Origin of the sequence: Proteus sp. PR00208, assembly GCF_016238545.1 — a bacterium.
Taxonomy (GTDB): domain Bacteria; phylum Pseudomonadota; class Gammaproteobacteria; order Enterobacterales; family Enterobacteriaceae; genus Proteus.
Genome location: NZ_JAEHQE010000014.1, coordinates 46,954 through 67,546, shown reverse-complemented (window position 1 = coordinate 67,546; position 20,593 = coordinate 46,954). Strand labels below are relative to the sequence as shown.

Here is a 20,593-nt window from a genome sequence, read left to right as displayed (position 1 = left end):
ATTAACTACATAAATTAACTACGTTAGCCATAGCCTGTCTGTTGATCGGCTATGGTTTTTTTAATTCTTACAGTGCTAAAAGAAGTTGTCGTTCTATTTGCGGATCTTGTAAGGTGACATGAAATCCGATTAATCGCACACCTCTGCCATTTCGGCGCTCATGCCATGCTTGGTAGGCAATATTTATTAAATCGGCTTTTTCTAAAATAGGATGAGTATGCTCTTGTGTCGTTAATTGAAAATCATCAAATTTTAGTTTAACGCCTTGCCTTGCTATCCTTAAATCGGGTTTCACTTTTGTTAGTCGCCGTTCTAATTCGCTATATAATCCGTCAAGTAATGCCAAGCAATCATCCCAAGAATTAATATCTGAAGCAAAAGTACGTTCAACTCCGACTGATTTTCTAAGTCTATCAGGGTTAATTTCACGCTCATCGATGCCATGACTGCGTTCCCATAAATTTTGACCAAATTTCCCAAATACTTTTACTAAAGAAATGACATCAGTACGGCGAATATCAGCACACGTTTCTAAGCCCATTTCTTGCAAGCGAGCAAATGTCACCTTACCTACACCTGGTATTTTGTTAAGCGGTAATTTTAAAATAAAATCATCGACTTGCTCTGGTGTTATAACAAATTGCCCATTTGGTTTGTTGATATCAGAGGCAATTTTGGCGAGAAATTTAATCGGTGCAATGCCTGCGGATGCAGTAAGATTTAACTCATCAAAAATTTGTTGGCGAATTTCTTGAGCGATCAACGTTGCAGAACCATGACAATGCTTACTGTCAGATACATCAAGATAAGCTTCATCGAGTGAAAGAGGTTCAATAAGGTGGGTATAACGAGAAAAAATTTGGCGGATCTTTGCTGATGTCTCTTTATAAAGAGGCATTCTGCCGGGTAAAACTTTTAAGTGAGGACATAACTTCAACGCTGTCGCCGTTGACATAGCACTACGGACGCCAAAACGACGAGCAGGATAATTCGCCGTGCAGATCACACCTCGGCTAGAAGCATTGCCTCCAACCGCAATTGGGATCTCTTTTAGTGCTGGATTATCTCGCATTTCAATCGCAGCATAAAAACAATCCATATCAACATGAATAATTTTACGCATACAATCACCTCGCCTCATTTACTGTTTAAATATACAGTAAATAAATATTAACTACAATTTTTATTCCTTCTCATCTCCCTCTATTGAGGTGTATTTCTCATAAAAATCTGAATTAGTCTGTTTATTTATAGAATTGTCACAAAGTGGTGATAGATTGTTTTAGCTCGCTGATTAATTACATTAATTTTAAATATTGTTTTGTAACTATATATAAAACAAGGAAATAATTTTTCATGATCAAATTATTTATCGCTATTTCTCTCTTTTTTTATTCTGTAATTCTTATGGCATCTCCTAAAATTATCGCACATCGTGGTGGCACAGCTGATGCCCCTGAAAATACTGAAATTGCTATAAAAACAGCCCTCTCTAATCAAGCTGATGCAATTTGGATCACTATTCAATTATCGAAAGATAATATTCCTGTCCTTTATCGTCCTAGTGATTTAAAAAGCTTAACAAATGGGCAAGGTAGTGTTTCTGACTTTACGGCACAGCAACTTAAACAATGGGATGCTGGCTATAAATTTGGTGAAGCACAACAATTTCCTTATCGAAATAAAGGTGTCACCATTCCGACATTGGATGAGATATTAACTCAATTCCCTACAACACAGTTTTATCTTGATTTAAAATCACCAGATGCTGATCCTGCAATCCAAGCTGAAGCATTAACCACCGTACTTCATAATCATAACGCACTGGATAGAACTCGCGTTTATTCTACAAATACTGCATTTCTTGACGCCTTATCAACTAATGTACAACGTTTTGAAAGTCGTGATATTACTCGTGATATTTTAGCCAATATCACAATGAGCCATATTTGCCTACTACCTGAAAATTTAGATATTACTCGTTGGTATGGGCTTGAGCTTCACCGCAAAGTAGAAGTTGTTGAGAAATACACATTAGGTGAAGCACGCTCAGCATCGGTTCTAAGTTGGGATAAAGACGCTATGTCTTGTTTTCGTGCTGGTGGCAATGCTCATATTGTTCTTTTTGGGATCAATACAGAGAAAGATTTTATTCAAGCCACAGAATTAGGTGCTGATGCAGTTATGGTCGATTCACCCGCAAAGATGAAAGCATTTAGAAAAGAGTAAGCCCCTAGCTTTTAGCTTCGCTTCTTCAGAAAGAAGAAAATAAAAAAGAGTGATGTAAATATATACACCACTCTTTTTTTATTTTTATATCTTACTTAAAGAATTCTATTTTTATTAAGCAATTCTTCTCTTGCTGCATCTTTTGCCATACGTTTTTTACGTGCATCACAAGGTTCGGGGCAATCACACTCTTTTTCTATGCCCATAGCACCTAAACCGCCACAGCTACCTTGAAGGCTTTTACGTTTTACAATATAGCCTAACGCCATACCAAAGAAAGCAATCAAGAATAAGATGAAGGCAAATAGAAATATTTTTAACATAACCTTCTCTCCTTAAATTCTACTTTTTCAAGAACGGGGCGAATGCTTTACTATAACGCTCTTCAAACCCATTTTCAGTTTTCACTATCATAAAGACAGGAATATTTAGCTCGTTTGCTACTGCTAACCCTTTTTCAGGCCCTAAAACATTCAATCCTGTCGAAAGACCATCTGCGCTCATGCAAGTTGGCACAATCACAGTAATAGAAACAAGGTTATGTTTAATAGGATGACCTGTGGTTGGGTCAATAGTATGAGAAAAACGGACACCATTCTCTTCAAAATAGTTACGATAATCACCAGAAGTGGCTATTGAGTTATCACCTGGTTCAATAATTAACTGAACACTCTGTTTTGTGCCGTCATTTGCTGGTTTTTCAATCGCTATACGCCAAAGCTTGTCATTACCATTCACGCCTTGGGTTCTTACTTCACCACCAATATCAACCATATAGTTAGTAATATTCTGTGAAATTAAATATTCAGCCACAGCATCAACGCCATAGCCTTTAGCAATCGAAGATAGATCGACATAAAGCTCAGGGATCTTCTTAATTAATGTATTACCTTCAACAGCAAGGTAATCAATTCCAATCCACTGTTTACGTTTTTCTAATTCATCTTCAGAAGGTTGATGCGTAAATCGGCCTTCTGGGCCAAATCCCCATAAATTAACTAACGGTCCAACGGTCACATCTAAAGCACCATCTGTTATTTTATTAATACGGATAGCTTCACTGACTACTTTAGCTGTCGCGGGTGAAACAGGAAATGGGGTATTAATTTCACGGCTTTGATTGAAACGACTGAGTTCAGAATGAGGACGATATGTTGACATTTGATCGTTAACTTCTTCAAGGATACGATCAATCTCTGTTTGTAAGACGTTTTGTGGAGGTGAATTACTGTCAGGAACATATTTAATCGAGTAATAAGTTCCCATGGTTTCACCTTCTAATACCTGCTGCTTTTCACCACATGCAGATAATAGAACTAATGCAGACAGCATCACTATCCAATTTATCATCTTTCTTTTTAACATAACTCTCTCTTCTGATCATGAGCGCCCACATAAGTGGGCGCTTGTCATTTCATTCATTTATGCTTTATCGGAAGTTAGGATCAACCCCCAAAGTCATCCAGCATAATGTTTTCATCTTCAACGCCTAAGTCTTTGAGCATTTTAATAACTGCTGCATTCATCACTGGCGGTCCACACATATAGAATTCACAGTCTTCTGGTGCTGGATGATTTTTGAGGTAGTTTTCAAACAACACATTGTGAATAAATCCAGTATAGCCAGTCCAATTATCTTCAGGCAATGCATCTGAAAGCGCGACATTCCATGTGAAGTTTTCGTTCTCTCTCGCGAGCATGTCGAAATCTTCTGTGTAGAACATTTCACGAACAGAACGCGCACCATACCAGAAGCTGATTTTACGTTTAGAATGTAAGCGTTTTAATTGATCAAAAATGTGTGAGCGCATTGGTGCCATACCTGCACCACCACCAATAAAGATCATTTCAGCATCAGTTTTCTTAGCAAAGAATTCACCAAATGGCCCTGAAATCGTCACCTTATCACCTGGTTTTAATGACCAAATATATGATGACATAATTCCTGGTGGCACATCAGGATTACGTGGCGGAGGTGTTGCAATACGCACGTTTAACATGATGATGCCATGCTCTTCTGGATAGTTCGCCATTGAATAAGCACGTACAGTGGTTTCTTTAACATCAGAAACATAGCGGAACAAATTAAATTTATCCCAATCTTCACGATACTCTTCTGGTACATCAAAATCTTCATAACGTACCGTATGAGGAGGACATTCGATTTGAATAAATCCACCTGCACGGAAAGGTACAACCTCACCTTCAGGGATTTTTAACACTAATTCTTTAATAAAAGTGGCTTTATTATCATTTGAGATAACTTCACATTCCCACTTTTTAACACCAAAGATTTCTTCCGGTAATTCTAATTTCAGGTTGTTTTTTACGTTTACCTGACACGCTAAACGACAACCTTCTTTAGCTTCACGCTTATTAATATGTGAAAGTTCTGTCGGTAAAATATCACCGCCACCTTCCAGCACTTTAACGCGGCACTGACCACAAGAGCCACCGCCACCGCAAGCTGATGAAATAAAAATACCTTCGTTTGATAGTACGTTAAGTAATTTATCACCTGCTGGTGCATCAAAACTTTTGTCTGGGTCTCCATTGACCTCAACTGAAATATCCCCTGTATTGACCAGTTTTGATTTTGCGAACAAAATCAACGCTGTTAATACCAATACAATCAGGGTAAACATCACGACACCTAGAATAATTATATCCATGAGTTCTTCTCACCCTTTATAGCTGAACACCAGAGAAGGACATGAAACCTAATGCCATCAACCCTGTGGTGACAAAAGTAACGCCTAACCCTTTCATACCTGCCGGTACATCCGCGTACTTCATTTTCTCACGGATAGAAGCCAGTAATACGATGGCTAACATCCAACCAATCCCAGAGCCGAAACCATAAACAATAGATTCACTGAAGTTATAGTCACGTTGTGCCATAAATGACACGCCACCGAAAATGGCACAGTTAACGGTAATAAGTGGCAAGAAGATCCCTAGTGCGTTATACAGCGCAGGGAAATAACGGTCTAAAATCATTTCTAGGATTTGTACCAGTGCCGCAATCACACCAATGAAAGTGATAAAGTTTAAGAAACTTAAATCAACACCTTCCATTAATGCATTATCACGTAACACATAGTTGTAAACCAAGTTATTCAACGGTACAGAAAGACCTAGAACAACGGTAACAGCGATACCTAATCCAAAAGCTGTTTTTACGTTTTTAGAAACGGCGAGGAATGTACACATCCCTAAGAAGAATGCGAGCGCCATATTCTCAATAAAAACAGCACGAACAAACAGGCTTATATAATGTTCCATGGCGATTAGTCCTCTTCAACCTGTGCAGGTTTTAATGTACGTAATCCCCAAATTAGCAAGCCAATAATAAAGAACGCACTTGGTGCTAACAGGAATAAACCGTTTGGCTGATACCAGCCACCATTTTGGACAGACTCCATCACTGTAATGCCGAATAATTTACCAGAACCAAAAAGTTCACGTAAAAAACCAACAAGGATCAAGATAACGCCGTATCCTAAGCCGTTACCAATACCATCCATAAAGCTTTCAACAGGAGGTGCTTTCATCGCATAAGCTTCAGCACGTCCCATTACAATACAGTTAGTAATGATAAGACCAACGAAAACAGAAAGTTGCTTAGAAATTTCATACGCATAAGCTTGTAGTATTTGGTCAACAACGATAACTAATGAAGCAATAATCGCCATTTGAACAATAATACGAACACTACTTGGTATGTAATTACGAATGAGTGAAATAAAGAAGCTTGAAAATGCAGTAACCAAAGTTACCGCAATTGTCATCACTAATGCGGTTTCAAGTTTTGTTGTTACAGCCAATGCAGAACACACACCTAATACCTGTAAGGCAATCGGGTTGTTATCTAACAATGGCCCAAGTAAAACTCGTTTAATTTCTTTTGTATCAGCCATTGATCTCTCCTTCACGAACTTTTTTCAGGAATGGGCCGAAACCTTTTTCACCTAACCAGAAATCGAACATATGCTGGATACCATTTGAGGTCAGTGTCGCGCCAGAAAGTCCATCAATACCATAAGGGCTATCAGTTGTACCACTACGTACTATCTTAATTGCAGGAGTACCTTGTTCGTTAATTAAGCGCTTACCCTTCCATTGTGCTTTCCATTGTGGATTGTCTACTTCACCACCTAAGCCTGGTGTTTCACCATGAGCATAATAGGTAATGCCTTTAGAAGTCACACCATCAATATCAACCGCAACGAAAGCATACATCACAGACCATAAGCCAGAACCATAAACAGGTAGAACAACTTCTGTGGTTTTGCCTTGTTCATCAAGCACAAAGTAGACTTCTGCTGTATTAGCACGACGGCGAATTTTGGCGATATCTTCTTGTGGCGATAATGCAATTGAAGTGTCATCACTGCGTAAAGCCGCACTTAAATCAAAACTGCCTTTACTATCAGTCAGTTCACCTGTCTGGAAATTAACAATTTTTGCTTTAATACGAGTGTCATACACCTTCAGTACATCTGTCGCACTCATTTTAGGTACGAGCAGACCCGCAACATCAAGAATATTACGTTGTTTATCAAGAAGTTTTTGTTCTTCTTGTTTAGACTTCAGTCCAACAGCGGCTCCTGCTACTACCACGGAACACACCAGACATAGAATAAATACAACGAGGAACGTTCTTGCGACGCTATCTTTGTTTTTCTCTTTAGCCACGAGCTTGTCTCCGCTTAATATTCGCCTGAACAACCACGTAATCAAACAGTGGTGCAAATAAGTTTGCGAATAAGATTGCCAGCATCATACCTTCTGGGTAAGCCGGATTGACGACACGAATAAGCACAGCCATTACGCCAATCAAAATACCGTAAGCCCATTTACCTTTATCGGTAAACGATGCGGATACTGGATCTGTTGCCATAAACATCATACCGAAAGCAAAACCACCTAATACTAAGTGCCAGTGCCAAGGCATTGAGAAGAGAGGATTAGTATCTGAACCGATAAAATTAAACAGGTATGACATTGCAATCATGCCCACCATTACCCCAGCAACAATACGCCATGAAGCAATGCGAGCAAAAAGAATGACAGCTCCGCCGATTAAAATCATCAGTGTTGAAACTTCACCGATCGACCCTGGAATATATCCAAGGAAAGCATCCATCCAAGAGATTGGTTGTTGAGTGACGGTATTTAATAATGCACTTTCACCCGATACAGACCATTGCGATAATGGTGTCGCACCAGAGAAGCCATCAGCCGCAGTCCAAACCAGATCACCTGAGATTTGAGCAGGATAGGCAAAGAACAGGAATGCGCGACCTGCTAATGCAGGGTTTAAGAAGTTACGCCCTGTACCACCAAAGATTTCTTTCGCGATAACAACACCAAACGTAATACCTAATGCAGCCTGCCAAAGTGGTAATGTTGGCGGTACGATCAAGGCAAATAAGATTGATGTAACAAAGAAGCCTTCGTTAATTTCATGACCACGAATAAAGGCAAAAAGAACTTCCCAAAATCCACCAACCGCAAAAACAACAAGATAAATAGGTAAAAAGTAAGTTGCACCAAGTAGCATCTTACTTGCCCATCCAGCATCTGTTGTTAATGATGCGCCGAGAAATTCAGCGAGGCGATAGTGCCAATCTGAAGCAATAATTTGCTGTAATTCAGCACCGCTATATAACTGATTAAGTGCTGGGATCGCTTGATGACCGACGTTATACATTCCCCAAAACATTGCTGGGAAAACAGCCAACCAAACTAAGATCATCATGCGTTTTAGGTCAATAGTGTCACGAACATGCCCACCATTACGCGTGACAGTACCTGGCGTATAAAATACCGTGGTAACGGCTTCATAAAGTACGTACCATTTTGCTAATTTGCCACCGGGCTCAAAATGGTGCTCTACTTTTTCAAATAAATTTTTCAAACCCATGAGTTACCCTTCCTGCTCAATTTTGGTCAATACTTGGCGCAGTGCTGGGCCATACTCATATTTGCTTGGGCAAACATAAGTACATAATCCCAAATCTTCTTCATCCAATTCCAAACAACCTAATGCTTGAGAACTGTCAGTATCACCTACAACTAAATCACGTAATAAATGCGTTGCCATAATGTCTAACGGCATCACACGCTCATAGTTACCAATTGGTACCATTGAACGTTCGCCACCATTCATTGTGGTTGTAAATGCAAAGCGTTTATTTTTTAAGAAGTGACCGATAGTTGTACGAGTGATAGAAAATTTATCGCTACCCGGCATACCCCAACCAAATAACTCTTTATCACGGCCTTCGCGTAATACAGAAACTTGGTTATGGAAACGACCTAAATAGTGATGAGCCTCATCAGATTTCCATCCCCATAATACAGAGCCAGAAATAATGCGGTTTTCACCATCAACTAATTGATCTTTAGTTAACTCATAGAGATCAGCCCCTAAACGAGTACGCACTAAACGAGGTGCTTTTACTTGAGGGCCAGCTAATGCAACAACACGCTCTGTATATAAAGAACCTGTTGTAAACAAATAACCAATAGCAATGACATCTTGGTAATTTAAATGCCAAACCATTTTCTTAGCACTCACAGGTTCTAAGAAATGGATATGCGTACCAACTAATCCTGCTGGATGTGGGCCTGCAAATTGGTTATAGCTAATTTGTCCATCATTTAATTTTGTAGGTGATTTTTCACCATGACAAACATAGACTTTGCCTTCGGTTAAACGAGTTAAAACAACAAGACCATCATTAAATGCCTTCTCATTTTGTTCAATAATAACCATAGGATCTGCTGCAAGCGGATTTGTATCCATTGCAGAGACAAAAATGGCGACAGGTGTTGTGCCTAAACGCGGAGTACGGCTATAAGGACGAGTCCTTAATGTAGTCCACATTCCCGAATTAACGAGGTTAGTTTCAACTTGTTCACGGGTCAGGTCTGAGAGCGTTGAGCTATCATAACGGTTAAAGGTGATTTCTTCGTCGCCATCAATTTCGATAACGATAGATTGGAACACACGACGTTCGCCGCGGTTAATTGCAACGACTTTACCACAAGCTGGGCTGGTGAAAATGACACCGGCATTCTTTTTATCTTCAAAAAGAATTTGCCCTTTTTTTACATGCTCACCTTCCGAAACCATCATAGAAGGACGCATACCGACATATTCTTCACCTAGCAATGCTACGCGTCGAATCGCGGGTCCGTCTTCTATCACTTGGGCAGGTGCTCCTGCAATTGGGAGGTCGAGTCCTTTTTTAATTTTAATCATAAGATTTGCACAAGTTTATCAGTTAAACCCTAAGCTACAAATTCACCCCGAAAATGTAGCGACTCTGTAATAAAAACATCTTAAGGTGTTTTTGAACCCTAAGTTATTTATCTCCGATAATTGTTAACTATTTCTCTTATTCTGCCGAACTGAATTTTATCATCTCAGCCTAAACCTGTCTGACTATTCGAGTGATTTAGCTCAAGCAAATGGGAATATTATTTTGACTGAAACGTTAATAACTCGTATAAACCGAATTAAAATATCATCTTTTTCGACGAGCGCTTAAATTTCATACAGAATATTTTGTAAAAGAAAAGAAACCATATCAGATTTTAATTTACAAATTTATTGCTTCATAGCAATCTACGATCTACTTTATCAACAAATTTTAAGCTATTTTTCTGATAAAACCATGACCAGTCACGCAAAACAACTAATCAGTTTTTTAACATTAATGTTAATTTCTTTATTTGTTAACGCTGAAAATAATTCAAGTTTTCTAATGAAACCTGTTAAAAAAAGTACAGGTCAGCCTATCTATATTCAGATTTTCAAAGAAGAAAGCTTACTTGAACTTTATACGGAAAAATTAGATGGGCAATTAGAAAAAGTACGTACTTACCCCATTTGTAGCTATTCTGGAGGCCTTGGACCTAAAAAGTTTCAAGGTGATTTAAAAAGCCCCGAGGGTTTTTATCAGGTTAATTTCTCACAATTAAATCCGAACAGTCGATTTTACCGAGCTATCAACCTAGGATTTCCTAATCAATATGATAAATCAAAAGGATACACTGGCGATTTTTTAATGATCCACGGGGCTTGTAAATCGGTTGGTTGCTATGCAATGACAGATTCTGTGATGGATGAAATTTATCAGTATGCTGAATTGGCGCTACAAGGTGGTCAATCTACGATTAATATTCATATTTTTCCATTTAAAATGACCACTGAAAATATGAAGAAACATCAGTATTCAAAAGATATGGATTTCTGGCAACAGCTTATGCCAGCCTACCAATATGTTGAAGAACGCAAACAAATCCCATCTGTTACCGTTCAAAATGGACGTTATTTCGTTAATAGCACTTTGACTTCACCTAATAGTGTAAACCCTGTCCTTAACTTATCGAAAAATAGTGAAAGCAAATGGTTACAGAATACGCACACCACGATCAAATAAGACAAACCCACCAGCGGGAATACGCTGCCAAGATTCATTTCCAGTCAATGGTAATGTTGAAATAACAGAAACCACATCATCTGATTGTGTGTGTTGTTGGAAATCGATTTCTACATCTTGATCAAGTAATTTGGCTTTGCCGAAAGGTGCTTTACGCGTAATCCAATGTAAATTAGTTGAACAATATGCCATTACAAATCGACCATCTGACAACAGCATATTAAAAACCCCTTTTTGCTTTAATTGAGAGGCTAAAACAGCGATAAAACGAAATACAGCAGGCCAATTCACAGGGGTTCTTTTATAACGATTTTCGAGCTGATTTAAGATCCAGCAAAAAGCTTTTTCACTATCCGTCTGCCCTATGGCTCTAAAACGCCCCGTATCAAGAGATTGATAACCTTTTAGTTGACCATTATGTGCATAAGTCCAGTTTTTTCCCCATAATTCACGAGTAAAAGGATGGGTATTTTCTAAAGAGACATTACCTCGATTCGCTTGACGAATATGAGCGATCACAGCCTCTGATTTAATTGGGTATTCTTGAACAAAGCGAGCGACTGGTGAAATTGCACTAGCTTGAGGATCTTTAAATGTACGACATCCCAACCCTTCGTAGAAAGTAATTCCCCAACCATCTTTATGAGGCCCTGTCTTACCACCTCTTGGAATTAATCCACTTAGACTGAAATTAATATCTGTCGGTACATTTGCACTCATGCCTAACAACTCACACATCGCTCACTCCTTCTTGCCGATGTTTCTTGCTAATTTATAGCAATATCAACAAATTATTTTTCCATTTCTTTTTCAATTAATTGGATCAGAATATGGATAACTTTAATATGAATTTCTTGAATACGATCAGCGTAACCGAAATGAGGTACACGAATTTCAATATCTGCTGTACCGTCCATTTTTCCGCCATCTTTACCCGTTAGCGTAATGACTTTCATGCCTTTCTCACGCGCAGCACTAATTGCTTTGATGATATTGCCTGAATTGCCTGAGGTTGAAATACCCAGCAGAACGTCACCTTCTTTACCCACAGCTTCAACATAGCGAGAAAAGATATATTCATAGCCAAAATCATTACTTACACATGAGATATGGCTTACATCTGAAATAGCAATGGCAGGATAACCAGGGCGATTTTCACGATAGCGCCCAGTTAGCTCTTCTGCAAAATGCATTGCATCACAATGAGAGCCACCATTACCGCAAGATAATACTTTACCGCCTGCTTTAAAAGAATCTGCTAATAACACCGCAGCTTTTTGGATAGCTTCAATATTTGCGTCATCTTGAAGAAAGCGAGATAGCGTATCTGCTGCTTCTGTTAATTCACCACGGATAAGATCTTGGTACATAGGATTTTTACTCCAGAAAGGGTAATCGAAATTTTCTGTTTCTCAGTGTAACGGATTAAATGTCATGAAAGAAGATGCCTATTATAGACAAATGCTAACTTCTCTCATTTACGAATAATTTGTGAGCTATATTGTAATTAGAATGTAAATATATTGATAAAAGTTAGTGACTAGATTAGATCTAAATAACAAACAACAGGTCTGACCTCTGATCTCTTGCTAAATACAGGAGTTTATTATGACACTACTCAGTATCGTACTTTTTATCGTTCTTATTGGCTTACTTAGTTATCGCAAATTCAGTATCGCGGTAAGTAGCCTCGCGCTTATTGCTTATACATTAGTCATGGGTGTCGCCAATATTTGGAGTTACTGGTTACTCCTTCCCGTTGCATTGGTTTTATTACCCTTTACTATTCCTTCTATTCGTAGAGCCTATATCTCAGTACCTGCACTTAAAGCATTTCAAAAAGTCATGCCTTCTATGTCTAAAACAGAACAAGAAGCTATTGATGCAGGTACAACATGGTGGGAAGGTGAGTTGTTCCGTGGTGCTCCCGACTGGAAACAACTTCATAATTACCCTAAACCACAGCTAACAGCTGAAGAGCAAGCTTTCCTTGATGGCCCAGTCGAAGAAGTTTGTCGCATGACAAATGACTTTGAAATCACTCATGAATTAGCTGATTTACCTCCTGAAATCTGGCAATACCTTAAAGATAATCGCTTCTTTGCGATGATCATTAAAAAAGAGTACGGCGGGTTAGAGTTTTCAGCCTACGCTCAATCACGCGTATTGCAAAAGCTGTCAGGAGTGTCTGGTATTTTAGCCATCACCGTTGGTGTACCTAACTCTTTAGGTCCTGGTGAGCTACTGCAACACTACGGTACTGATGAACAGAAAAAACGCTATTTACCAGGCTTAGCCAAAGGGGATGAGATTCCTTGTTTCGCCTTAACAAGCCCTGAAGCGGGTTCCGATGCAGGAGCTATTCCTGATAGTGGTGTTGTCTGTATGGGTGAATGGCAAGGAGAGCAAGTGCTTGGCCTTCGTTTAACATGGAATAAACGCTATATCACTCTTGCTCCTATCGCGACCGTATTAGGATTAGCATTTAAATTACGCGATCCTGACCATCTATTAAGTAATGACGAGAACCCAGGCATTACCTGCGCGTTAATTCCAACTAATGTCAAAGGTGTTGAAATCGGTCATCGTCATTTCCCATTGAACGTACCATTTATGAATGGGCCAACTCGTGGTAAAGATGTTTTTGTTCCTATCGATTACATCATTGGTGGGCCAAAAATGGCAGGTCAAGGTTGGAGAATGCTGGTGGAATGTCTCTCTGTAGGTCGAGGGATTACTCTGCCTTCAAATTCTACTGGTGGATTAAAAAGTGTGGCAATGGCAGCTGGTGCTTATTCTCGTATCCGTCGTCAGTTCAAAATTCCAATTGGCAAAATGGAAGGTATTGAAGAGCCATTAGCACGTCTGGCTGGTAACGCCTATCTTTTAGATTCTGCAGCGACCTTAATTACTACGGGTATTATGCTAGGAGAAAAACCCGCCGTATTATCAGCTATCGTCAAATATCACTGTACTCACCGAGCGCAACGTGGCGTTATCGATGCAATGGATATCGTGGGTGGTAAAGGGATCTGCCTTGGACCATCAAACTTTGTCGCACGTTCTTATCAAGGCTCTCCAATTGCCATCACTGTTGAAGGTGCCAATATTTTAACTCGTAGCATGATCATTTATGGTCAAGGTGCTATCCGTTGTCATCCTTATGTATTAGATGAAATTGCAGCAGCACGAGACAATAACCTACATGATTTTGACCGCGCTTTATTTGGTCATATTGGTCATGTGGCAAGTAATACTTTACGTAGTTTGTGGTTGGGTATCACTAATGGTCGATTAAGTAATTCTCCTACTAATGATGAAACCCGTCGTTATTATCAACAAATTAACCGCCTAAGTGCCAATATGGCGCTATTGTCTGATGTTTCAATGGGAGTTTTAGGTGGAAGCTTAAAACGTCGTGAGCGTATTTCAGCACGTTTAGGTGACATATTAAGTCATATTTTTCTCGCTTCTGCCGCGCTTAAGCGTTATGAAGATGAAGGTCGCCATACCGCGGATTTACCTCTCGTACATTGGAGCGTAAAAGAGTGCTTATACCAAGCTGAAAATGCAATTGATGAACTGCTACGCAATTTTCCAAGCCGTGTTATCGCAGGCACCATGCGTGCAATTATTTTCCCACTAGGTAAAGCTCAAAAATTACCATCAGATAAATTAGATAGCAAAGTAGCACAACTTATCCAACAACCGTCTGAGACTCGTGATCGCATTGGTAGAGGTCAGTACTTAACACCGAGTGAGCATAATCCACATGGTTTAATGGAAGAAGCACTACTGGATATCTTAGCTGCTGAGCCTATTTTCGACCGCATTTGCCGCCTCTATGAGAAGAAATTTAGCTTTACTCAATTAGATAAATTAGCGGATAAAGCACTGGCTGATAAACGAGTAACTCAAGAAGAAGCCGATATCTTACGTAAAGCAGAACAGAGTCGCTTACGGAGTATCAATGTTGATGAGTTTGACTTTGATGCATTGGCGGTACCTGCAAAAAAGCAGAAAGCTGACAATCTCAAAACAGATAAAGCCGCTTAAAAATATATAGGGGAAGATGTTTCCCTATAAAACACAAACACCTCATCACTAAAATTGTCATGAGGTGTTTTTTATTTTTCAATGAAAGCATATTTAATAAAAAAATGAATTAGAGATCTAATTCCAACGCTAATAACTCTTCTATTGTTTGACGACGACGAATTAATTGGGGAACGCCCTCTGTTATCAACACTTCAGGAATAAGTGGTCGGCTATTATAATTTGATGACATTGAAGCACCATAAGCTCCAGTATCATGAATAACTAAATAATCACCTACCTGTGCTTGAGGTAATAAACGAGGAACAACAGTGCCTCCCTCCTGCTGAGTAAAAACATCTCCAGATTCACACAAAGGACCAGCCACAATCGTCTCTTGTAATTCTGTCATTGGTTTTATTTGACCATGGCTATCTAAAACTGAAATTTGATGATAACTGCCATACATTGCAGGGCGCATTAAATCACTAAATCCAGCATCCACCAGCACATAATGACGACTTCCCATTGATTTAACGGCTCTCACTTGTGAAATCAATACCCCTGACTCAGCCACTAAAAAACGTCCTGGCTCGATTTCTAACTCAACAGAATGTCCTAAGTGTTGTGCAATACGCTGACGAGCCTTATCCCATAAAGAAAAATAATGATCCAAATCGACTGTCGCATCACCCTCTTGATAAGGCGTTGACAATCCACCTCCTGCCGAAATAGCCTGAATATCAACTTGAGAGGTAAGCACTTGCTCTACCATTGCATCACAGACACTAGAAAGGTGTTGATAATCAACACCAGAGCCAATATGCATATGAAAACCAACTAGCGTTAAATTGTATTGTTGGATCACGGCTAACGCTTCAGGCACATCTTCATACCAAATACCATGCTTACTGTTTTCTCCGCCTGTATTGGTTTTTTGGCTATGTCCATGACCAAATCCAGGATTAATTCTTATCCAAACCGCATGCCCTTGATTGCGTTTACCTAATTGACGAAGCATATCAATGGAGCCAGCATTAACAGGAATATCTAATTCAACAACACGCTCAATGGTTTTTTCATCAAGTAAATCAGCCGTAAAGACAATCTCACTTTTTTCTCTACCTCCTTGATAACCCGCAACTAAAGCACGTTCAATCTCTCCTAATGAAACAGAGTCAACTTTAACACCCTGTGCTTTCATTAAACGTAATATATGAATATTGGAGCAGGCTTTTTGAGCAAAACGAACCACATCAAAAGATTTAAGCTGAGCAATACGCTGAGAAATCGTATCGCCTTGATAAATCCATAATGGCGTTCCATAAGTTTGTGCTAATTGGTATTGAGCCATAGTTATTGATGTTGTCATGTTATCTACTCATAAAAATCACGGGGGAATAAATTCATTATTTATTAACTTACAAGGGAATAAAAATATCAAATAAGCTACACTCTATTCATCCGTGATATAGGAATAGACAATGAAAGCTCCTTTTAATTGGCGGCATATTGAAATTTTTCATGCAGTGATGACCACTCAGAATCTAACTGAAGCCGCAGAGTTACTGAAAACATCACAACCCACTGTCAGTAGAGAGTTATCTCGTCTTGAGCATCTATTAGCATTTAAATTATTTGATAGAATAAAAGGCCGTTTACAACCCACAACTGAAGGGTTACGCTTTTTTGAGGAAGTACAGCGTTCTTATTATGGCTTAGATAGAATAATTAACGCAGCTGAAAATATTCGCCATTTTAACCAAGCAGAATTGAATATCACCTGCTTGCCCGCATTTGCTCAGTCATTATTACCTTCAATTTGCCGACAATTTCTAGATACATATCCTGATGTTAACTTAACCATTGTTCCGCAAGAATCCCCATTATTAGAGGAGTGGTTATCGGCTCAACATTATGATTTAGGATTGACTGAACACACTCAAACGCCAGCAGGAACGCGACAAGAAACGCTACTCACACTCAATGAAGTTGCAGTTTTTCCAAAATCACACCCATTGTGTAAAAAGCCATTGTTAAATCCTGCTGATTTTCAAAGCCAGCGTTTTATTAGCTTGTCTGCCAATGATAGCTACCGACAATTGATTGATACCGTTTTTATTAAAGATGGAATTACACGACAGCTAGTGATGGAAACACAAAGCGCCGCCTCTATTTGTGCAATGGTGAGTGAAAATATCGGCATTTCAATTGTTAACCCGATTACCGCACTTGATTACTTAGATAAGTCTATTTGTCTTCGTCCTTTAAGCTTTTCTATCCCCTTTACCATCAGCTTAATTACTCCAACACATCGCCCGTCATCACAACTTGTTTCCTATTTTATTGATGTGATGAAAGAGACATTATCAGATTACCCTAAGCAATTAACCCAAGCTTTTACCCGATAAAGCAAGCCAGTAAGGTGATGATGAAAACCACTCAACTAAGAAATCCAACAATACTCTGACAGCTGCGGGCATATTTTGCCGACTCGCTAAAACTGCATAAATCCCCATCGGCAAAGCTTGATAGTTAGCCAAAACTTGTTCTAATTCACCGCTTTCAAGATAAGGTTTGGCTGAATAATAAGGTTGTAGCGATATGCCGACTCCTTTTAACGTAGCTTGCAATAAAACAACTGATTCATTTGCACTTAAATTACCGCCAACAGGGACTGAATAACGTTCATCACCTAAATTAAATTCCCACAAGCTACGACCAAAAAATCGGTAAGTTAAACATTGATGCTGCGCAAGCTCATCTGGCGTTTGAGGTATACCTTTTTTTGCTAAGTAATCTTTATGAGCACACACCACTGAAAGACATGTCGCTAATGAGCGTGCGATTAAATTAGGCTCAAGGTGATTCGTAATACGCAATGCAATATCAATTCGTTCTTCTACCAAATTCACGGTTTGATTGGTAATTTGTAAATCAACCGCAATTAAAGGATAACGTTGCATAAACTCGCATATCGCCACTGACAAAATGCTATTTGCTAATGATTGTGAACTGGTAATACGAACAAGCCCGCTGATTTGATGACGTTCTTTCGGAATATTGGCAGGAATACGTTCAGCCATTTCTAATAGCTGTAAACTCTGTTCATATACCATTTCACCTACTGATGTTAGGCTTTGTTTGCGTGTCGTTCTATGCAATAAACGCACCCCTGCCCACTCTTCCATTTCATTTAAATATCGCGTCACCATCGCTCTAGACATACCTAGATAATCAGCAGCTTTTATCATGCTTCCCTGCTTCACAATGGTTACAAACACTTCTGATGCTTTTATTTTATCCATTTCATTTACTCGATTTACGCAACAATCAATTGCCTAAAATAGGGTTTTTCTCTTGTTTTATGCAACATATTATAGTCAGCAACAACATTATGGAGAAAACAAAAGATGAAAAAATTACTTCCTTTAACACTTGCAACTACCGCATTCTTCGCAACATCAGCGCTAGCAACTGATTTAACATTAGATATTTATAACCCAGGAGAAGCGAGTGTTTTTCCTGTCTCTTCTGAAATTATTTATGGCGATAAAGATGCCGTATTAATTGATGCACAATTTCAAAAAAATGATGCACAAGCGCTGGTTGATAAAATAAAAGCCTCTGGAAAAAACCTGACTTATATCTATATCAGCCATTCTGATCCTGATTTTTATTTTGGGTTAGATGTCATTACTAATGCATTTCCAAATGCCAAAGTGATTGCAACCGCCCCCACAATTAAAGCCATTAATGAAACACAAGCAGGAAAACTTGCCTACTGGGGGCCTGTGCTTAAAGAAAATGCCCCTCAGAAAATTATCATTCCTGAAGTACTAAAAGGTGATAGTTTTTCTTTAGAAGGTGAAACCATTTCAGTCAAAGGCTTAGACGGACAATCTCCAGATAGAACATATCTTTATGTTCCAAAACTTAATGCAGTAATGGGTGGTGTTTTAGTTTCTGAAAATATTCATGTTTGGTTGGCTGATACCCAAACTGTGGCAGAACGCCAACATTGGGTTAGTGCATTGCAGCAAATAAAATCACTATCCCCAAAAACCGTTATTCCTGGTCACTATTTACCAAAAGCAACATATGACCTACAAGCTGTTGACTTCACAATGAATTACCTAATTGAAGCTGAGAAAAATCTTGAAAAGACAAAAAATTCAGATGAATTTATTGCAGCAATGGAAAAAAATCATCAGAATTTAGCAGATAAATCAAGCCTAGAGCTTAGTGCAAAAGTACTAAAAGGAGAGATGCAGTGGCCTCAGTAGCAAGCAATACAGGTAATACCCAAGGTACTAAAATATTGCACTATATTTATGATCCTCTTTGTGGTTGGTGCTACGGCATTGCCCCTTTGATTGAAGCAGTAAGCAATGCATTTCCACATTCCATTAAGCTACATGGTGGTGGATTGTTTACACCCGCAAGAGTAGTAACGGGTGGTCAATCATGGAAAGAGCATGTCACGCCAATTGATGACCGTATTAGTCAATTATCTGGCCAAGTTTTTAGTCATGCGTATCGTGATTGCCTTGGTAATACGGAGATGGTATTAAATTCACTGCTACCTATTTCAGCTATTCTTGTTGCCGAAAAAATGGGAAACCGTGATGTTTATTTACTAAAAGCATTACAAGAGGCCTATTATCTTGATGGTTTAAATATCAGTGACAAAGACACACTGCTATTTATTGTGAAAAAACTTGGCTTTGATGTTGAACAATTTGCATCCTTATTATCTGACATCAGCAATAACCAAGTTCAGCAACATTTAAACCAAACACAACAATTAATGCACCAAGTTAATGGTCGTGGTTTTCCGACTTTATTTATTGAAGATAACCAAGGTTATCGCCTGATATCGATTGAAAAATATTTAGGTGATACAAAACGTTGGCAGCAATTTATAAAAGAAAATCTATAATCTTCTTTTCAGTGTGCTGATTAATTTCCGCACACTGCCTTCTTTATTTCGATTTTTACTATTATATTTTTTGTTATAAATGCCTAACCAGAACAGATTGAAATCAACTAATTAAAGGAGTTATAAGACGAAAAATAAAAACCTAATATCATTAATGTTGAAAATGAAAGACAAGAGCCAAATGCTACTTTTTTTAAAAACTCTTTCGTTGTGAGCAATACTCCGCAATACACACTTAATCCCAACAAAGAGCCGAGTAATAAAATATAAGGTAATTTTTCAAATCCACACCATGCACCTATCGCACTAAATAGTTTCACATCACCAAAACCTAAAACACATTTTTGATAGATCAAATATCCCCATAAATAGATGCCATAAAAAAGCCCTGCACCACCTAAAAAACCATAAAAAGCATGATCAAAAGGTACTATCCCAAAGGTTGTGTAATTGCACGATAGCCCTAAAAATATTAGCCAATAAGTCAATGTATTAGGCAAAATAAAATAGTCAGCATCAAAGAAAGAGAGCATTAATAAATAAAAGCTTAATACAGAAAGTATTATCAATAAAGAAAGCGAATAAATTGAAAAAAACCAATATAAACAAATAATAATATAACTTATAGCAAGTTGTTTACGACGGGTTTTAGGTAACAAAAATAATAGTAAAAAAGGCAGACAAAACTTAATAAAAACAAGAAACTCATTCAAAAAAGAGAGTAAAGGTGTTTTTATAAAACAACAACGGCTTAATGGCATAAATATCTACTCCTTAGATACCTCGTTATCCCTGTTAAACGACTGTATAAGAGTCTCCATTTAATACCGAGAATTTTCTTTATAATAACAATGAAAACATGAAATTTTGCGACAAAACACGCAATAAGATCCGCGCTATACTAACGATAAAAGCAAAGTGATAACTTGCA

The 20,593-nt window shown here is 38.5% G+C and carries 20 protein-coding genes; 6 read left to right on the top strand and 14 right to left on the bottom strand.

What is annotated here, in order from left to right; genetic code table 11:
* Positions 1–67 precede the first annotated feature (67 nt).
* Positions 68–1,123 carry a DNA polymerase IV gene (dinB, locus tag JEP36_RS11060; RefSeq protein WP_160230048.1) on the bottom strand — a complete coding sequence of 352 codons (1,056 nt, stop codon included), beginning with the start codon at positions 1,121–1,123 and terminating at the stop codon, positions 68–70.
* A gap of 233 nt (positions 1,124–1,356) precedes the next feature.
* On the opposite strand from dinB, the gene JEP36_RS11055 reads away from it, so the two are divergent.
* Positions 1,357–2,229 carry a glycerophosphodiester phosphodiesterase family protein gene (locus tag JEP36_RS11055; protein WP_198626082.1) on the top strand — a complete coding sequence of 291 codons (873 nt, stop codon included), beginning with the start codon at positions 1,357–1,359 and terminating at the stop codon, positions 2,227–2,229.
* 95 nt (positions 2,230–2,324) lie between these two features.
* Here JEP36_RS11055 and nqrM read toward each other — a convergent pair whose 3' ends face one another.
* The 8 genes from nqrM to JEP36_RS11015 all read right to left on the bottom strand — a co-directional run bounded on the left by nqrM (position 2,325) and on the right by JEP36_RS11015 (position 9,502).
* Positions 2,325–2,552 (bottom strand): (Na+)-NQR maturation NqrM, encoded by a 228-nt coding sequence (nqrM, locus tag JEP36_RS11050; protein WP_023580998.1) that lies wholly within the window; start codon positions 2,550–2,552, stop codon positions 2,325–2,327.
* 19 nt (positions 2,553–2,571) lie between these two features.
* Positions 2,572–3,594 (bottom strand): FAD:protein FMN transferase, encoded by a 1,023-nt coding sequence (locus JEP36_RS11045; protein ID WP_109373920.1) that lies wholly within the window; start codon positions 3,592–3,594, stop codon positions 2,572–2,574.
* An 80-nt stretch (positions 3,595–3,674) separates the two neighbouring features.
* Positions 3,675–4,901, bottom strand: coding sequence for an NADH:ubiquinone reductase (Na(+)-transporting) subunit F (nqrF, locus tag JEP36_RS11040; RefSeq protein ID WP_109373919.1), 1,227 nt, complete (start codon positions 4,899–4,901; stop codon positions 3,675–3,677).
* A 16-nt stretch (positions 4,902–4,917) separates the two neighbouring features.
* On the bottom strand, positions 4,918–5,514 hold the full coding sequence (gene nqrE / locus JEP36_RS11035; RefSeq protein ID WP_006534792.1) for an NADH:ubiquinone reductase (Na(+)-transporting) subunit E: 597 nt from the start codon (positions 5,512–5,514) through the stop codon (positions 4,918–4,920).
* Between the two features lie 5 nt (positions 5,515–5,519).
* Positions 5,520–6,149: an NADH:ubiquinone reductase (Na(+)-transporting) subunit D gene (locus tag JEP36_RS11030; RefSeq protein WP_088493503.1), complete on the bottom strand. Its 630-nt coding sequence runs from the start codon at positions 6,147–6,149 to the stop codon at positions 5,520–5,522.
* Positions 6,142–6,927: a Na(+)-translocating NADH-quinone reductase subunit C gene (locus JEP36_RS11025; protein WP_109373918.1), complete on the bottom strand. Its 786-nt coding sequence runs from the start codon at positions 6,925–6,927 to the stop codon at positions 6,142–6,144. The genes JEP36_RS11030 and JEP36_RS11025 overlap by 8 nt, the downstream gene beginning before the upstream one ends.
* Positions 6,920–8,158 (bottom strand): NADH:ubiquinone reductase (Na(+)-transporting) subunit B, encoded by a 1,239-nt coding sequence (locus JEP36_RS11020; RefSeq protein ID WP_023581003.1) that lies wholly within the window; start codon positions 8,156–8,158, stop codon positions 6,920–6,922. The genes JEP36_RS11025 and JEP36_RS11020 overlap by 8 nt, the downstream gene beginning before the upstream one ends.
* 3 nt (positions 8,159–8,161) lie before the next feature.
* Entirely contained in the window at positions 8,162–9,502 is a 1,341-nt protein-coding gene (locus JEP36_RS11015; RefSeq protein ID WP_109373917.1) for a Na(+)-translocating NADH-quinone reductase subunit A, read from the bottom strand.
* A gap of 415 nt (positions 9,503–9,917) precedes the next feature.
* Here JEP36_RS11015 and JEP36_RS11010 point away from each other — a divergent pair, with 415 nt between their 5' ends.
* The gene (locus JEP36_RS11010; protein ID WP_198630197.1) at positions 9,918–10,685 is read left to right on the top strand and encodes a L,D-transpeptidase family protein; all 768 of its coding nucleotides are present in this window, start codon (positions 9,918–9,920) and stop codon (positions 10,683–10,685) included.
* On the opposite strand, the gene JEP36_RS11005 is transcribed toward JEP36_RS11010, so the two are convergent.
* A complete protein-coding gene (locus JEP36_RS11005; protein ID WP_198630196.1) occupies positions 10,656–11,423 on the bottom strand; it encodes a class II glutamine amidotransferase in 768 nt (255 codons plus the stop codon). The genes JEP36_RS11010 and JEP36_RS11005 overlap by 30 nt on opposite strands.
* 53 nt (positions 11,424–11,476) lie before the next feature.
* The gene (lpcA, locus tag JEP36_RS11000; RefSeq protein ID WP_006534804.1) at positions 11,477–12,055 is read right to left on the bottom strand and encodes a D-sedoheptulose 7-phosphate isomerase; all 579 of its coding nucleotides are present in this window, start codon (positions 12,053–12,055) and stop codon (positions 11,477–11,479) included.
* Between the two features lie 238 nt (positions 12,056–12,293).
* Between lpcA and fadE the strand changes: the two genes are divergently transcribed.
* Positions 12,294–14,741, top strand: coding sequence for an acyl-CoA dehydrogenase FadE (gene fadE / locus JEP36_RS10995; protein ID WP_198620984.1), 2,448 nt, complete (start codon positions 12,294–12,296; stop codon positions 14,739–14,741).
* A 109-nt stretch (positions 14,742–14,850) separates the two neighbouring features.
* On the opposite strand, the gene lysA is transcribed toward fadE, so the two are convergent.
* A complete protein-coding gene (gene lysA, locus JEP36_RS10990; protein WP_198626079.1) occupies positions 14,851–16,092 on the bottom strand; it encodes a diaminopimelate decarboxylase in 1,242 nt (413 codons plus the stop codon).
* Between the two features lie 112 nt (positions 16,093–16,204).
* Between lysA and JEP36_RS10985 the strand changes: the two genes are divergently transcribed.
* Complete coding sequence (locus JEP36_RS10985; RefSeq protein WP_198630195.1) at positions 16,205–17,131, top strand: LysR family transcriptional regulator; 927 nt, start codon at positions 16,205–16,207, stop codon at positions 17,129–17,131.
* Here the strand turns inward: JEP36_RS10985 and JEP36_RS10980 are convergent.
* The gene (locus tag JEP36_RS10980) at positions 17,108–18,028 is read right to left on the bottom strand and encodes a LysR family transcriptional regulator (RefSeq protein ID WP_198620987.1); all 921 of its coding nucleotides are present in this window, start codon (positions 18,026–18,028) and stop codon (positions 17,108–17,110) included. The two genes, JEP36_RS10985 and JEP36_RS10980, sit on opposite strands and share 24 nt — an antisense overlap.
* A 105-nt stretch (positions 18,029–18,133) precedes the next feature.
* Here JEP36_RS10980 and JEP36_RS10975 point away from each other — a divergent pair, with 105 nt between their 5' ends.
* Both JEP36_RS10975 and JEP36_RS10970 read left to right on the top strand, forming a co-directional pair.
* On the top strand, positions 18,134–19,006 hold the full coding sequence (locus tag JEP36_RS10975; protein WP_198626078.1) for an MBL fold metallo-hydrolase: 873 nt from the start codon (positions 18,134–18,136) through the stop codon (positions 19,004–19,006).
* Complete coding sequence (locus tag JEP36_RS10970) at positions 18,994–19,662, top strand: DsbA family protein (protein ID WP_198620989.1); 669 nt, start codon at positions 18,994–18,996, stop codon at positions 19,660–19,662. Before JEP36_RS10975 ends, JEP36_RS10970 begins: the two co-directional genes overlap by 13 nt.
* Before the next feature lie 107 nt (positions 19,663–19,769).
* On the opposite strand, the gene JEP36_RS10965 is transcribed toward JEP36_RS10970, so the two are convergent.
* Positions 19,770–20,423 (bottom strand): prepilin peptidase, encoded by a 654-nt coding sequence (locus JEP36_RS10965; RefSeq protein WP_198620990.1) that lies wholly within the window; start codon positions 20,421–20,423, stop codon positions 19,770–19,772.
* Between the last annotated feature and the right edge of the window lie 170 nt (positions 20,424–20,593).

What these genes read in the sequence shown, in the direction of transcription:
- JEP36_RS10985 (WP_198630195.1), top strand. Translation starts at nt 16,205, where the DNA reads ATGAAAGCTCCTTTTAATTGGCGGCATATTGAAATTTTTCATGCAGTG.
- JEP36_RS11010 (WP_198630197.1), top strand. Translation starts at nt 9,918, where the DNA reads ATGACCAGTCACGCAAAACAACTAATCAGTTTTTTAACATTAATGTTA.
- lpcA (WP_006534804.1), bottom strand. Translation starts at nt 12,055, where the DNA reads ATGTACCAAGATCTTATCCGTGGTGAATTAACAGAAGCAGCAGATACG.
- nqrF (WP_109373919.1), bottom strand. Translation starts at nt 4,901, where the DNA reads ATGGATATAATTATTCTAGGTGTCGTGATGTTTACCCTGATTGTATTG.
- nqrM (WP_023580998.1), bottom strand. Translation starts at nt 2,552, where the DNA reads ATGTTAAAAATATTTCTATTTGCCTTCATCTTATTCTTGATTGCTTTC.
- fadE (WP_198620984.1), top strand. Translation starts at nt 12,294, where the DNA reads ATGACACTACTCAGTATCGTACTTTTTATCGTTCTTATTGGCTTACTT.
- JEP36_RS10965 (WP_198620990.1), bottom strand. Translation starts at nt 20,423, where the DNA reads ATGCCATTAAGCCGTTGTTGTTTTATAAAAACACCTTTACTCTCTTTT.
- JEP36_RS11020 (WP_023581003.1), bottom strand. Translation starts at nt 8,158, where the DNA reads ATGGGTTTGAAAAATTTATTTGAAAAAGTAGAGCACCATTTTGAGCCC.
- dinB (WP_160230048.1), bottom strand. Translation starts at nt 1,123, where the DNA reads ATGCGTAAAATTATTCATGTTGATATGGATTGTTTTTATGCTGCGATT.
- JEP36_RS10980 (WP_198620987.1), bottom strand. Translation starts at nt 18,028, where the DNA reads ATGGATAAAATAAAAGCATCAGAAGTGTTTGTAACCATTGTGAAGCAG.
- JEP36_RS10975 (WP_198626078.1), top strand. Translation starts at nt 18,134, where the DNA reads ATGAAAAAATTACTTCCTTTAACACTTGCAACTACCGCATTCTTCGCA.
- JEP36_RS11030 (WP_088493503.1), bottom strand. Translation starts at nt 6,149, where the DNA reads ATGGCTGATACAAAAGAAATTAAACGAGTTTTACTTGGGCCATTGTTA.
- JEP36_RS11015 (WP_109373917.1), bottom strand. Translation starts at nt 9,502, where the DNA reads ATGATTAAAATTAAAAAAGGACTCGACCTCCCAATTGCAGGAGCACCT.
- JEP36_RS11005 (WP_198630196.1), bottom strand. Translation starts at nt 11,423, where the DNA reads ATGTGTGAGTTGTTAGGCATGAGTGCAAATGTACCGACAGATATTAAT.
- lysA (WP_198626079.1), bottom strand. Translation starts at nt 16,092, where the DNA reads ATGACAACATCAATAACTATGGCTCAATACCAATTAGCACAAACTTAT.
- JEP36_RS11055 (WP_198626082.1), top strand. Translation starts at nt 1,357, where the DNA reads ATGATCAAATTATTTATCGCTATTTCTCTCTTTTTTTATTCTGTAATT.
- nqrE (WP_006534792.1), bottom strand. Translation starts at nt 5,514, where the DNA reads ATGGAACATTATATAAGCCTGTTTGTTCGTGCTGTTTTTATTGAGAAT.
- JEP36_RS11045 (WP_109373920.1), bottom strand. Translation starts at nt 3,594, where the DNA reads ATGTTAAAAAGAAAGATGATAAATTGGATAGTGATGCTGTCTGCATTA.